Here is a 14,045-nt window from a genome sequence, read left to right on the forward strand (position 1 = left end):
GGCTTATCGACTCTACAAGCCCGTCCGGCGGCGCCACGCCGCCCCGGCGAAGTGGACATGCGCGGAACGAAAGCCCGCGCCCCGCCCCATTCCTCGGCATATTTCTTGCTTGAAAATACGGACAAAAGACCTATAAGACAAAACAGGAAGCACATGAGCACCACAGCGGCAGAGACCGAACCGCCCCAGCGCATCGTCAAGATCCGGCGCGACTACAACACCTGGGTGGCCAACGAAACGATCGAGGATTACGCGCTGCGCTACACGCCGCGCTCATTCCGCAAATGGTCGGTGTTCCGCGTCTCCAACACGGCCTTCGGCGCCATCTCGTTCCTGGTGCTCGAAGCCATCGGCGGCACCATCACCGTCAACTACGGCTTCATCAACGCGCTGTGGGCCATCATGGCCGTCGGCCTGATCATCTTCCTCACCGGCCTGCCGATCAGCTACTACGCCGCCACCTACGGCGTCGACATGGACCTGCTCACGCGCGGCGCCGGCTTCGGCTACATCGGCTCGACCATCTCCTCGTTCGTCTACGCCTCGTTCACGTTCATCCTGTTCGCGCTGGAGGCGGCCATCATGGCCTACGCGCTCGAACTGTATTTCGGCCTGCCGCTCTATCTCGGCTACATGGTCAGCGCGCTGGCCGTCATCCCGCTGGTGACGCACGGCGTGACCCTGATCAGCCGCATCCAGATGCTGACCCAGCCCGTGTGGCTGGTGCTCATGGCCCTGCCCTTCGTCGCCATCCTGCACAAGCAGCCGCAATTGCTGCCGCAGCTGATGGACTACGCCGGGCGCTCCGGCCAAAACGGCCATTTCAATGTGCTGATGTTCGGCGCCGCCACCGCCGTCGGCGTCGCGCTGATCACGCAGATCGGCGAGCAGGTCGACTTCCTGCGCTTCATGCCAGCCAAGACGGCGGACAACCGCCTGCGCTGGCACCTGGGCGTGCTGGTCGCCGGGCCGGGCTGGATCCTGCTGGGCATCGCCAAGATGCTGGGCGGCGCGCTGCTGGCCTTCCTGGCCATCAGCAGCGCCGTGCCGCTCGACCTCGCGGTCAACCCCACGCATATGTACCTGGCCGGCTACGGCCAGGTGTTTGCCGATCCGCGGCTGGCATTGCTGGCCACCGCGCTGCTGGTGGTGATCTCGCAGGTGAAGATCAACATGACCAACGCCTACGCCGGCTCGCTGGCGTGGTCCAACTTCTTCGCGCGCCTGACGCACAGCCATCCCGGCCGCGTGGTGTGGGCCGTCTTCAACGCGCTGATCGCCGTGCTGCTGATGGAGCTCGACGTGTTCCAGGCGCTCGACCAGGTGCTCGGACTGTATTCGTGCATCGCCATCTCGTGGATCACGGCGGTGGTGGCCGACCTGGTCGTGAACAAGCCGCTGGGACTGAGCCCCAAGGGCATCGAATTCCGCCGCGCCTATCTGTACGACATCAACCCGGTCGGCGTCGGCGCCATGGTGCTGGCGTCGGCGCTGTCGGTGGCCGCCTTCATGGGCGTGTTCGGCCACCAGGCGCAGGCCTTCTCCGCCTTCATCGCGCTGCTCACGGCGCTGGTGGCGGCGCCGCTGATCGCCATCGCCACCAAGGGCAAATACTATACGGCCCGCGCGCCGGGCATGGTGCAAAAGACCTGCGTGATCTGCGAGAAGGAGTACGAGGCCGAGGACATGGCGCACTGCCCGGCCTACCAGGGTTCGATCTGCTCGCTGTGCTGCTGCCTGGACGCGCGCTGCAACGACGTCTGCAAGCCGCACGCGAAAGTGTCGGCGCAATGGCAGCAGGCGATGCAGGCGCTGTTGCCCAAATCGCTGTGGCGCTATTTGAGCAGCGGCCTCGGACACTATCTGCTGCTGATGATCGTCACGCTGCTGTTCCTCGGCGCCCTGCTCGGATTGATCTACTACCACGAGCAATCGGTGCTGCCGGCCGGCGACGCGGCGCTGCTGCCGCAATTGCGGCTGGTATTCTTCAAGATCTTCGCCGCGCTGCTGATCACCAGCGGCATCGTCGCGTGGTGGCTGGTGCTCACCAGCGAGAGCCGCCGCGTGGCGCAGGAGGAATCGAACCGGCAAACCGGCCTGCTGACGCGCGAGATCGAGCTGCACAGCCAGACCGACGCCCAGCTGCAGCAGGCCAAGAAGACCGCCGACCAGGCCAACCAGGCCAAGAGCCGCTACATCGCCGGCATCAGCCACGAGATCAGGACGCCGCTGAATGCCATCCTCGGCTACGCCCAGCTGCTCGACAACGACCCGTCGATCCCCGAACACCGGCAGCAGGCCATCCGCGTGATCCGCAGCAGCGGCGAGCACCTGCTGTCGCTGATCGAAGGCACGCTCGATATCGCCCGCATCGAGGGCGGCAAGCTGACCTTCGACACCAAGGAGATCAACTTCCCCGACTTCATCGGACAGCTGGTGCGCATGTTCGAACTGCAGGCGGCCAACAAGGGGCTGACCTTCCGCTACGAGTTGACCGGGGCGCTGCCGCGCATCGTGCGCGCCGACCGCAAGCGCCTGGGCCAGATCCTCATCAACATCCTCGGCAACGCCGTCAAGTTCACCAGCGAGGGCGGCGTCGTGTTGCGGCTGAAGTACGCGCGCGAGATCGCCTCGTTCGAGATCGAGGATTCCGGCCCCGGCATCCTGCGCGAGGAACTCGATCACATCTTCGAACCGTTCACGCGCGGCAGCGCCAGCGCGCACGCCAACGCCAGCGGCACCGGCCTCGGTCTGCCGATCAGCAAAATGCTGACCCAATTGATGGGCGGCGAAATGAACATCCGCAGCGCGCCGCTGCAAGGCAGCTTGTTCCACATCCGCCTGTTCCTGCCCAGCGTGCACGTCACCGGCAAGGAGCTCAAGGAACTGGAGGCGCCGGCGCGGCAGCGCACCGGCTATCGGGGCCCACGGCGGCGCATCCTGGTGGTCGACAACGAGCAGGTCGACCGCGAACTGCTGCTCAACATCCTCGCCCCGCTGGGATTCGAGATCGCGCAGGCCGCGTCGGGACTCGAATGCATCGACCTGCACGCCTCCTTCCAGCCCGACCTGATCCTGATGGACCTGGCCATGCCCGGCATGGACGGCTGGGAGGCCAGCTACATCCTGCGCCGCCGCCAGCTGTCGCAGGTGCCGATCGCCATCGTCTCGGCCAACGCCTTCGACAAGGGCATGGAAAACCAGGCCGGCATCACCGCGGCGGACTTCATCGTCAAGCCGGTCAACGTCGCCGAGCTGCTGGACTGGATCGGCCGCCGGCTGGCGCTGGACTGGATCACGCAACCGCGCGCGGAGACGATCAGCAGCGAGATGCCGGCGCCGCCGGCGTCCATGACGCTGCCGCCGGCCGCGCAGATGGCCGCGCTGGAGGAATTGATACGCATCGGCTACGTGCGCGGCATCCAGGCCAAACTCGACGAGATCGACGCGCTCGACGCGGCCCACCACGGCTTCACGCACACCATGCGGGATTTTGCCAAACGCTTCCAGCTGGACGCGATGGCTGACTTTGTCCGAAAGAACAAGAGCGATGAACTTCAACATTGAACCCGCGCGCGGCAACGTGGTGCTGGTGGTCGACGACGTGCCGGAAAACCTCGCCGTGCTGCACGACGCGCTCGACGAATCCGGCTTCACGGTGCTGGTGGCGAACAACGGCGAAACGGCGCTGCAACGCGCCGCCGAAGCGCAGCCGGACATCATCCTGCTCGACGCCATCATGCCCGGCATGGACGGTTTCGAAACCTGCCGCCGCCTGAAAGCCAACCTGGCCACGCGCCACATCCCGGTGGTGTTCATGACCGGCCTGACGGAGGCCGAGCACGTGGTGGCCGCCTTCGAAGCGGGCGGCAACGACTACGTGACCAAACCGCTGCGCACCGGCGAGGTGCTGGCGCGGATCGCCGCCCACATGCAGACCGCGCGCCTGATGGACCAGGCCCGCAGCGCCCTGGACGCCTTCGGCAACGCGGTCATCGCGATGACGCCGCGCGACGGCAAGATCGTCTGGCAAACCCCGCTCGCGCGCACCTTGATGCAGGGGTATCTGGTCGACTCGGAGCTGACCTCATGGCTGGCGGCGACGCAGCACGCGCACAGCCAGGGCCAGTCGCACCCGCCGCTGACGCTGGCGCGCGGCAGCCGCCGGCTGATCTTCTCGGCGGCGGAGTTCAGCGAGGACGAACAATGGATGATCGTACTGCGCGAGGAATCGGACGTCGCCCAGATCGAAAAGCTGATGGCCGCGTTCAAGCTGACGCAGCGCGAATCGGAGGTGCTGAACTGGCTAATCAAGGGCAAGACCAACCGCGACATCGGCGAGATCCTCGGCACCAGCCCGCGCACGGTCAACAAGCACCTGGAACACGTGTTCGTGAAGCTGGGCGTGGAAACGCGCACCTCGGCGGCCGCGGTAGCCCTGGGCAAACTACGCGGTGGCCGCAAAGAGGAACTGGAAAGATCCTGAGCACGCGCACGGACATTGCGCCTGAAAACCACACAACCACACAACCACACAACCACACAACCACGTAATCACGTAGGGCGGATTAGGCGGAACGCCGTAATCCGCCATGAGCCGCCTGCGACGCCTATCGAATGACCACCGTTGAAAACGGCGAAAGAACGCTCCACCCCAACGTCGAGTACAACGCCCGCCCCGCATCGGTCGCCACGAGCAGACGCCGCGCCGCATCGGAGCACTGCGTCGAACCCAGCGCCGCCATCACCGCCCTGCCCAGGCCCCGTCGCTGGTGCGCGTCCTCCGTGACGATGCGGTCAAAGATAAACACCCCGCCGTATTCAACCGCATATCCGCTCGCCGCCAGATTGCCGTCAGCGGCAAAAATACGCGCCACACGCGTAAAGCTTTCAGTGACCAGCTCCAGCCGATACTCGGCGGGCAAGGCGTGCTGCACATCGCGGCTGCCATCGTGGGTCATTAAGTAGCCGGCCGGCTGGAGCTCCCACCCTGGCGGGACGAGGTCGAGCAACTGCTCACCATGTCCACACATCTTGATGAAAACACGTGGAGCCGTAATCGACAGCGCCAGCGCGCGAATTTCCGGGGCTGGTCCGGCAAAGACATAACGCCTAACCTCCTCCGCCGACCCCGTATCAACACGCAGTCCCCCATGATCGGGCACCGGCAACGGCAAACCGCGCGCGATTGAACGGGCGGCCAGCCAGCCAGTAAGAAGTTCTTGCGCGACCTGAGATGCACTGCCTTGCTTGCTCATCACCTCGCTCCATCATTCCGTTAATTCACGCACATCCGCAGCATCAGCATCGGCACGCAAGTCCATGCCGTCGCGGCCAGAGCGCAGATTGCGCGAAGCTAACGTGCGCATCACCTCACCCCAACGCGAGATAATCAGACCCGCACGCGGCCCCCTCGCAGGAGGCAAGCCTGAAGAGGTCAGCATGAAAAAACCATATCGTATCAGCCCCGATGTATGGGAACAATTCCTGTCTGCTTGGACGGATCCCGATGGCAGAATTCGTTGCGTAGTGCCGAATTGCGATGCGCCAATGGATCTGCTGACAGTTGACCACCGGGTGTCGAAATTCGAGCATGGTACTGACGCGCTTAGCAATCTCCAACCCATGTGCCGCTCCCATAACTCATCCAAGGGGTCCCGCCCGGACGGTTATTGGAGTAAGCATCTGTATTTCGACAACGCGCTCAACTTGGCTGTGCTGCGAACGTCCCAGCGGGAATATGTGTATCACGCTTTACTCGATTACCGGACGTTCTTCGCGCAGCCGATCAGCCAAATCAGCGGGAAGCTGTACACTGTGGCGCAAGTCGTGGCCTCTGGGAAGACACTTGCGGAATTTTGTATTCCCTTCGCTATCAATGCATGTGTCCGCAGATCGTGCCCCGCTCAGTCTCGCATCGATCGCATGCTAATCGTGACAAAAGGGACGGCGCTCCGATCTCAAATTGCTCAAGAACTTGAAACGGAACCTGTCAGGTATGGTTTCTTACATGAAGCTCCGACTGTCCTTGAAATCACCGACAACGCCACCTTACTGGATCCCCAAGCTTCTTACCATATCGGTGTGATGTGTCCGAATATGCTGTGGCCTCACCTAGACGTGAGCGCTGAAGGACGGAACGGGCCACGCGGTCGCGCATGGATTCGAGGCATTGAACGTGTCGCTAATCGACATCCGCTGGTGATTTTCGATGAAATGCACTTTGCACCCGACAACATCCGGGAATTTGTCGCTGCAGCAAGCAACACGCTCGTTTTTGGTTTTTCTGCCACGCCCTTTAAAGGCGACGGCAAACTTCTAGATGATATCGTTTTGGTGAGCAATTTCACTTATCTTGATGCCATGTCAGAAGACGGGTCGATGAAATACATTCGCTAGGGGCTATCGTGTCGCAACGAGTACCGCACCGGTCGAACTCTTGGGTCGGGGAATCTGTGATTCGCGGCGAGCGTTCACTTATCGTTCTGTCTGCGGATCGGCAAAAGCTTCTCGACGAGGAGTTCCAGGACACGTCCAATTTCAATGGACTCCCAAGCATTCGTTCGGTAACGAATTACGTCATCCAACTGGTCCAAGAGCTCGATGACCCCCAATTTATTCAAGGAAAGGAGCATATTCGAGAACACGACCATTGGGAGCATTATCGTCACACGCATATGAAAAAGGTGTTGGCTAAACCGTTTCCCGTGCACGCAATCATCTCAGTTGCAGACAACGCGATGGTAGATGAAGTTGCCAGGTATATGCAACGCGTTTTCGAAAGCAAACGCGGCATGTTTCCAAAGAAGGACGGCTGGAATGCAATGGGAGTTCACTGCAGGTCGTCAAATCAGCTAGACAAAGAACACCCGTTCTATCGCTACTTGCGAACTGGGAGGCTTGGCCCGGACTGCTGCCGTTTTTTGGTGGTCAACCAAATGGCTGTTGAGGGAATCAACAACAAGTACTTGTCAGTCTGGGGAGTGGCTGAATACATCGACAGCGCGACAGTCTTAATTCAGCGAGGCGGGCGCTTTATGCGCAGCGCCGCAGTCCGTGTCGGCGACATTTTATATATTCCTCCAGCATCGCATGACATTGTTCGTATCGTCACGCACGAGACTTTCGGGCCGACGCATGCGGGTAAGCACAAGTTCAAAACTGCCGAGAACATTGACCGCGCGATCCACTACATCCGCCACATGCGCGAGGAGACCGCAGGTTTGATGACCCTCGAAGAATTCGTGGCACTTGAATCCAATTTCACGGCGTCTGAAAGTCACCGCACAATTAAGGCCATGTCTTTGGCCGACAAGTACGCAATCGCACATTTAGTGGCGGCAAGTCTGGAAGCCGGTTCCCTACCTGACGTCGAAGACATTCTACGTCGGGTCGAAAACATCCGCGCCAATGCGGCAAGAGAGCAGTCGGCGACAGGAGCGGCGTGGGTGGCCGAAAGTGCTGACTTAGGTCCGCTACGGGCCTACGCCAAAAGCCTGATCGACAACGAACCCGTGACCTTTACCATCGAAGTCAATGGCACGATTGAGGCAAGGGATATCGATGCCGTTAAGGACTTCCGGTCATCCCTTCTCCGGGAAGAACCTCCAGATGCCGAGCCTATTCTCGAAGCGGAACACCTGTTCCGGCGACCTTTTACCGTCGATGACGCAATCGCCTGGTTGAATGAGTGGTCTTTCGGCCCGCGCGAAACCAGCACACGCGAACTATGGGGCGACGAGGTGTGGCTGGCGCATATAGAACAGTTGCGCGACGTGTTGGTTGGGCGCTTTGAAGCCTTGGACTTCGAATTTGAAGAAACCCCTGCGGATCTCATCCGAACGTTGGCTAATAAGATTTCCAAGTTCTTAAATATCAAGGAAAAATACGCCACCGTACTAGAACTTGTGATCGAAGGATCTCGTTACCGTTTGGCTCCGGTCCCAGTCAGCGGACTTAGCGACTTTGAATACGGCGCGGTGCTCTGCAAATCATGCGTCACATTTGCCCTGCGCAGCGAGGCCTTTCAGCGGCAGCTGTTGAAGTGGATCACGTCTCGGTTGCTCAATACAGGTCAGCTCAGGCCACTCGACGAACTCTTCAAGCGAGGGCGCGCATGGGAGGATATATGAGAACCAATGAAACCTCCGCCGTGCGCACGCCAAAGCAGAGCCGCTCGCTCCGAGACCAGCTTGCCGGAACAGAAGCATTGCGCACCCGGATACCGATGCCGGAGTTTATAGTTTTGACGGATCCGGACGTGCGGCGTCATTTTGCCTCGTTAAAAAACGAGACCCAACGTCGGGCCTACCTCGACGCCCTAATGAGGATGCTTGATCACTCTATCGAAAGTTGGACTACCTTCTACGAGGCTGTCTCACTACTCCGAAACCATCGCCCTTATTGGCGTAAGCAAGGCTACGGCACATTTGCCGCATTCTGGCGCGATCGTGCCGGCCCAACATTCCAAGCGCTGAAGGAATTGGAGGACATTTATGCCTATGCCCGTCTTGCCTGCCCCGAGTATGGAGGGAGCGACTCACGAAGTGCTCGCCGTCTACGTTCGCGCGTAGAAGTCTTGGCAACACCTGTCAAATTGAAGCGTATCCCCGTATCCGGCGGAAAGCGGGTCTTTGAATCGAAAGATGACGCGAGTAAAGCCATTGCCCATGCGTTCAAATGGTCCATGGTGAGCAACCGATCTTTCGAATATCGCCTTTATCGAATCAAGAGGGACCGTCAGGATGTCGCCGCACATCTCCTCGCGGGAAAATTCACGGTCCGATTAGATAGTGGACTGTATGCAATCGATCTAATTCGTGCAGAACGCGCTGTCTACGGAGCCACCTACGGAATGAACGGCAGTAGTACTGTTGCTAAGACCTCGACCGAGACACACGCGCTGGATACCGAGAAAAAACGCATAAAACAAGAAATTCAACACTTAGTGAAGGCGTCCGCACAGTCGTCCGCGTATCAACGATATATTCTTGAGCAACTCCGGGCTATACCTTGGCTTGCACGCGAATTCAAAGCTTCGCCGTGAGCGCTATTTCTACACCTTGAATTGCGCCTGTATAACGTCATGATACCCAAATCTGCTACAGCCACAGTGGTCGTCCACTTGGAGATTGATTCTGTCAAAATAGACATAACAGATCTGTTCCTCCTTGACTTCACCCTGACAGAGGAACTTGCCAGCATTCTCGAGGCGCTCATAGTCAAAGAGAAGTCTACATCAGCCCGAGGGCGTCTAGCTGAAGCGAAGCAGTCGCTCTGCAAGGTCCTGGATTTGATCGCGGGGAGAACAATAGAGGTAGGCACACGACTTGCTATGGCGGCACGCGTATCAGAATCGGAGTACGATCCGCGCCCGACAAAGTGTTCATCAGGATTCTCGCCGAGCCGCAATGAGCTGCTGACATTGAAGGCGCGCCGAAGGGATGAGTTCGTGAAAATGAGTATTGGGGAGCTTCGCGTGGCGGTTGGAGAGCGGCAATGGACAGAAATACAAATGCGCCTCGCCGTCATGCAACCTATCCGCGCACTATATTTGCGGAGGACGGCGCAATGGCTTTTGCGTGGCCTCGACATCAGGCAGGCTGTAGCAAAAGCCTGCATGCCGGCAAGACGCCATCGTCAATGAGTCTTTCATACTTGCGCAATGCCGTATCGCGTATTTAGTCCCTAACGTCGAATACGCGGAAGCCACTCGAAAAAACGAAGCAATGTTGCTCGATATTTGCAGAAAAGGCACGCACTTATCACAAAGCTATGCCGCGCAGGCGGCTAAAAAAGAAGCCACGAGGCTCACGGTCCGGTACACATCCGCAGCATCAGCATCGGCACGCAAGTCCATGCTATCGCGGCCAGCGCCAGCGCCGCCGTCGCGACGCGCACCCAAACGATCAGCTGCACCGGTCGCGCTGCGCGCCACAGCAGCCGCACCGCGCGCGCCAGCAGCGCCACGGCGGCAACCATGGCCAGCACCGAGGCCACGACCAGCGCAACGGCGGGATCGCCCCCGCGCTGGCAGGCCGCCGCCGTCCACGCATAGCAAAAAAAGAAATGCGCGGCCCACACCAGCAGCGGCGCCACCGCCAGCGTCATTTGACTGAGAAGCCGGTCTTGAGTGCGCATGATCATCCCATCAATTGTGGCAGCCACCGAACGACCGCCTCGATACACAGCCCCTGCAAGGTCGCATAGTGCCACACCAGCGCGCAGTTATCCAACGTCGCGCGGCCCGGCGGCGTGAGCCTGCCCGTCCAGGACCGGGCCAACAAATAACACGCCAAAATGAACAGCAACACCGCATGCAGCCCCTGATAGGCCAGCATCGCCGCCACGGTGGCGCCCCAGGCATGGGCGGTTGGATCAAGCCCCGCCAACACCTGACCGCGCAGATCGGCCGCGAAGGCGCCCAACATGCACGCCAGCGCCAGCGCGATCGCCAGCCGCTGCCATCCCTGCTCGCCCATCCGGACCGGCGCGCCTGCCACCGCCGTGCGCCGCGTCCATTCGATCAGCAGCGATCCCGCCAGCAGCAGCCCACAGGACAGCAAAGGCCATAACGGCGCGGGCAGGCGGCTGCCCGGCGGCGGACAAACCTCCAGCCGCATCGAGATGTGAATATGCGCGAACAGGAACGACGCGAAGATGGTGCCGTCGACCACCAGCATGATCACCGTCCCCCACCACGAGTGCGAGGCCGGTCCGGTGACGCCCACCGGCAGCACGACATCGTCCGCCACCTTCGCCGTGCGCTGCGCGGGCGGCCTGTCGGACTGCCACATCCACGCCAGCACCGACGCCACGGCCACGATCCCGCAGGCCCATGCCACCAGCGTCAGTTTTATCGTCAGCAGCAGGAAGAAACCTGCCGTGCCGACGGCTGCGGCGAACGGCCACCAGCTGTCCCCCGGCAGCACCTGCAGATACAGCGGGCGCGCCCGCACCGGGCTGGTGACGATGGTCTCGCGCCGCCCGGTGGCGCTGCCCGGCAGCCAGTGCGCGCCATCGGCCACTTCCCGCGCCAGTTGCGGATGGTCCCACAGCGGCTCGCGCGACGCCACCTGCGGAATGCTGCGCGTGGCGTATTCGTCGGCCGGCAGCCATTCGAGCGTCGATGCGCGCCACGGGTTGCCATGCTCTCGCTCCGGCAGGCGTAGCGTGCGCACCGCGTCGACCATGAACAGCAGCACGCCCAGCGCGAGAATGAACGCGCCCACGCTCGACAGCATGTTGAGCAGATCCCAGCCCATCTCCGGCGAATAGGTGTAGACTCGGCGCGGCATGCCCAGCAAACCGGTGATATGCATCGGGAAGAACGCCATGTTCATCCCGCCGAACATCAGTCCGAACACCCAGCGCGCCACGCGCTCCGACATGCGGTTACCGTTCACCAGCGGCATCCAGTAATACAAGGCCGCGAACATCGGGAACACCATCCCACCGATCAAAACATAGTGCAGGTGGGCGACGATGAAATAGGTGTCGTGCACCTGCCAGTCGAACGGCAGCACCGCCACCATCACGCCGGTCAGGCCGCCGAGCACGAAGATGAACATGAAGCCGAGCAGGAACAAGGTCGGCGCGTTGATGCGCACCTGCCCGCGCCACAGCGTGGCTATCCACGCGAACACCTGCACGCCGGTCGGTATCGCCACCGCCATGCTGGCCGCCGACACCAGGCTCGTTTCCAGCAGCCCCAAGCCGGCGGTGAACATATGGTGCGCCCACAGCGCGAAACTGAAAAAACCCACCGCCACCAGCGCGGCGACGATCGAGCGGTGCCCCACCAGCGGCGTGCCGGCGAGTGCCGGGATCATCGTCGACACCATGCCGGCGGCCGGCAGGAAGATGATGTACACCTCCGGGTGGCCGAAGAACCAGAACAGGTGCTGCCATAACAGCGGATCACCGCCTCGGCCGGGAATGAAGAACGGCCAGTCGTAGGCGCGCTCCAGCTCCAGCAAGGTGGTGCCGGCGATCACCGCCGGGAACGCGAACACGATCATCACGCCCACCACCAGCATCGCCCAGGCGTACACCGGCATGCGGCCCAGCGTCATTCCCGGCGCGCGCGTGAACAGAATGCCGACAATCAGCTCGATGGCGCCGGCGATCGCGGAAATTTCGATGAAGCCGATGCCGAGCAGCCAAAAGTCCGCGTTCAGCCCTGGCGAATACTCCTTACCCGTCAGCGGCGGATACATGAACCAGCCGCCGTCCGGGGCCAGCCCCGCGAACAGGCTAAGGAAAAAGCCGATGCCGCCCACCGCGTACGCCCAGAACGCGTAGGCCGACAGGCGCGGGAACGGCAGGTCGCGCGCGCCCAGCATGCCGGGCAGCAGGAATACGGCGATCGCCTCGACCACCGGGATCGCGAACAGGAACATCATCACCGTGCCGTGCATGGTGAACACCTGGTTGTAGGTGCCGGCGGAGAGCAGCGCGTTCTCCGGCACCGCCAGCTGCGCCCTGATCATCAGGCCAAGGATGCCGGCCAGGATGAAGAACAGCAGCGCGGTGCCGATGTACAGCAGGCCGATATTGGTGTTGTTGACGGTGGTGAGGAAGGCCAGCCCGCGCGGCGTGCGCCAGATGCGTTCAAGCTGTTCGAGTTCTCCCGCCGGGCGTGGCAGGGAGCTGGGAAGGTCGTCGCGCGCGGCCGTCATTTGAGCTGCTCCAGATAGGCGGCCAGCGCACGCAGGGTCGCGCCGTCCATGTCGGCGCTGGCCGGCATCCGCACGCCCGGCTTGGCGACATGCGGATCGGCGATCCAGGCCGCCAGGGCGCCCTGCCCGTTGCGCAAGGTGCCGGCGCCCAGATACAGGCGGCTGCCGACGTGCGTCAGGTCCGGGCCAAGTGTGGCGCGGCCATCGTCGGCCGTGGTGCCGGCGCGTATCGTATGGCAGGCGGAGCAACGCTGTTCGTCGAAGGCGCGCCGCCCGCGCTCCACCTCGCCCCCGTGCGGCAGGATGCCCGCCGGCCGCGCCTGCCCCGCCAGCCATGCCGTGAATTCGGCGGGCGACTGCGCAACGACGTGCAAGGCCATGCGCGCGTGCTGCTCGCCGCAATATTCGGCGCACTGCGCGCGATAGACGCCGGCGCGGTCGGCCTGCAAGGTCATGCCGTGCACGCGGCCCGGCACCATGTCGACCTTGCCCGCCAGCGAAGGCACCCAGAAGCTGTGTATCACATCGGCGCTGCTCAGGCCCAGATAAACCGGCTGCCCGGCGGGTACCCGGATCTCGTTGGCCAGCACGATATCCGCTCCGCCGGCGGGATCGGCATAGCGCACCTCCCACCACCACATGCGCGCCACCACCGCGATCTTGACCGCGTGGCGCGACGTCGGCTGGCTCAATTGCGCGGCGCGCCAGGTGCCGAACACCAGCAACGCAGACAGCAGCACCAGCGGCAACAGCACGCCGCCGCCGACTATCCACACCATCGGCCGCACCGGACGCCTGCCGCGAAGGCCCATCACGCACAGCGCCATCACGCCGGCGAACAACAGCGCGCCGCCGATGAACAGCACCCACGTCAACTGCGCGATGACGGCTGCATCCGGTCCGGCCGGATGCAGCGCCGATTGCAGCCAGGATTGGGCGCTCATGGTTGCGCGTACAGGTAGGCCGCCATGTCGCGCGCGTCGGCGGCCGACACGCCCATGGCCGGCATCGCGGTGCCGGGCTTCATGGCCGCCGGGTCGACGATCCAGCGCGCCAGCGCATCGGGACGATTGGGAATCTGGCCGGCGATATAACTGCGCCGGCCGTAGCTGTCCAGCGACGGGGCGAGCGTGCCGCGCGCCGCCGCCACGCCGGCGATCTGGTGGCAGGAACCGCACTGGTACCGCGCCAGCAGCAGCTTGCCGCGTCCAACGTCGCCACCCGGCACCGGTGAACGCGCCTGTTCGCCGGTGTCGCAAGCGGCCAGCAGCGCCAGTAAGGAAAGGAGAAGGATGCGCACGATTGGAACCTGCTCAAGCCTGTCGAATAGCTATAATACAAGAACATATCATTTCGCTACGTTCA

General features: G+C 62.2%; 11 protein-coding genes. 6 read left to right on the plus strand and 5 right to left on the minus strand.

Translation table 11 applies throughout. The features are described 5' to 3' along the window. Positions 1–153: 153 nt before the first annotated feature. Positions 154–3,567 (plus strand): ATP-binding protein, encoded by a 3,414-nt coding sequence (locus JOD97_RS05500; RefSeq protein ID WP_209714052.1) that lies wholly within the window; start codon positions 154–156, stop codon positions 3,565–3,567. After that, entirely contained in the window at positions 3,551–4,486 is a 936-nt protein-coding gene (locus JOD97_RS05505; RefSeq protein ID WP_209714054.1) for a response regulator, read from the plus strand. Before JOD97_RS05500 ends, JOD97_RS05505 begins: the two co-directional genes overlap by 17 nt. Positions 4,487–4,610: 124 nt before the next feature. Here JOD97_RS05505 and JOD97_RS05510 read toward each other — a convergent pair whose 3' ends face one another. Beyond that, positions 4,611–5,258 carry a GNAT family N-acetyltransferase gene (locus tag JOD97_RS05510; RefSeq protein WP_209714056.1) on the minus strand — a complete coding sequence of 216 codons (648 nt, stop codon included), beginning with the start codon at positions 5,256–5,258 and terminating at the stop codon, positions 4,611–4,613. 184 nt (positions 5,259–5,442) lie between these two features. On the opposite strand from JOD97_RS05510, the gene JOD97_RS05515 reads away from it, so the two are divergent. From JOD97_RS05515 to JOD97_RS05530, 4 genes are read left to right on the plus strand one after another with little or no spacing between them, the layout of a single operon-like run. Further along, complete coding sequence (locus JOD97_RS05515) at positions 5,443–6,399, plus strand: HNH endonuclease (RefSeq protein WP_209714058.1); 957 nt, start codon at positions 5,443–5,445, stop codon at positions 6,397–6,399. 56 nt (positions 6,400–6,455) lie between these two features. Then, positions 6,456–8,132 carry a hypothetical protein gene (locus tag JOD97_RS05520; protein WP_209714060.1) on the plus strand — a complete coding sequence of 559 codons (1,677 nt, stop codon included), beginning with the start codon at positions 6,456–6,458 and terminating at the stop codon, positions 8,130–8,132. Further along, entirely contained in the window at positions 8,129–9,046 is a 918-nt protein-coding gene (locus JOD97_RS05525) for a hypothetical protein (protein ID WP_209714062.1), read from the plus strand. The genes JOD97_RS05520 and JOD97_RS05525 overlap by 4 nt, the downstream gene beginning before the upstream one ends. Positions 9,047–9,085: 39 nt before the next feature. Beyond that, the gene (locus JOD97_RS05530; RefSeq protein WP_209714064.1) at positions 9,086–9,646 is read left to right on the plus strand and encodes a hypothetical protein; all 561 of its coding nucleotides are present in this window, start codon (positions 9,086–9,088) and stop codon (positions 9,644–9,646) included. 164 nt (positions 9,647–9,810) lie between these two features. Here the strand turns inward: JOD97_RS05530 and JOD97_RS05535 are convergent, their stop codons facing one another. The 4 genes from JOD97_RS05535 to JOD97_RS05550 are packed head-to-tail and all read right to left on the minus strand — an operon-like array spanning position 9,811 to position 13,980. Then, a complete protein-coding gene (locus JOD97_RS05535; RefSeq protein WP_209714066.1) occupies positions 9,811–10,140 on the minus strand; it encodes a hypothetical protein in 330 nt (109 codons plus the stop codon). Between the two features lie 2 nt (positions 10,141–10,142). Further along, complete coding sequence (gene ctaD, locus JOD97_RS05540) at positions 10,143–12,680, minus strand: cytochrome c oxidase subunit I (protein WP_209714068.1); 2,538 nt, start codon at positions 12,678–12,680, stop codon at positions 10,143–10,145. Further along, entirely contained in the window at positions 12,677–13,624 is a 948-nt protein-coding gene (locus tag JOD97_RS05545) for a c-type cytochrome (RefSeq protein ID WP_209714070.1), read from the minus strand. Before JOD97_RS05545 ends, ctaD begins: the two co-directional genes overlap by 4 nt. Next, positions 13,621–13,980: a cytochrome c family protein gene (locus tag JOD97_RS05550; protein WP_373999791.1), complete on the minus strand. Its 360-nt coding sequence runs from the start codon at positions 13,978–13,980 to the stop codon at positions 13,621–13,623. Before JOD97_RS05550 ends, JOD97_RS05545 begins: the two co-directional genes overlap by 4 nt. Between the last annotated feature and the right edge of the window lie 65 nt (positions 13,981–14,045).

The organism is Duganella sp. 1411, from assembly GCF_017833525.1.
GTDB lineage: Bacteria > Pseudomonadota > Gammaproteobacteria > Burkholderiales > Burkholderiaceae_D > Rugamonas.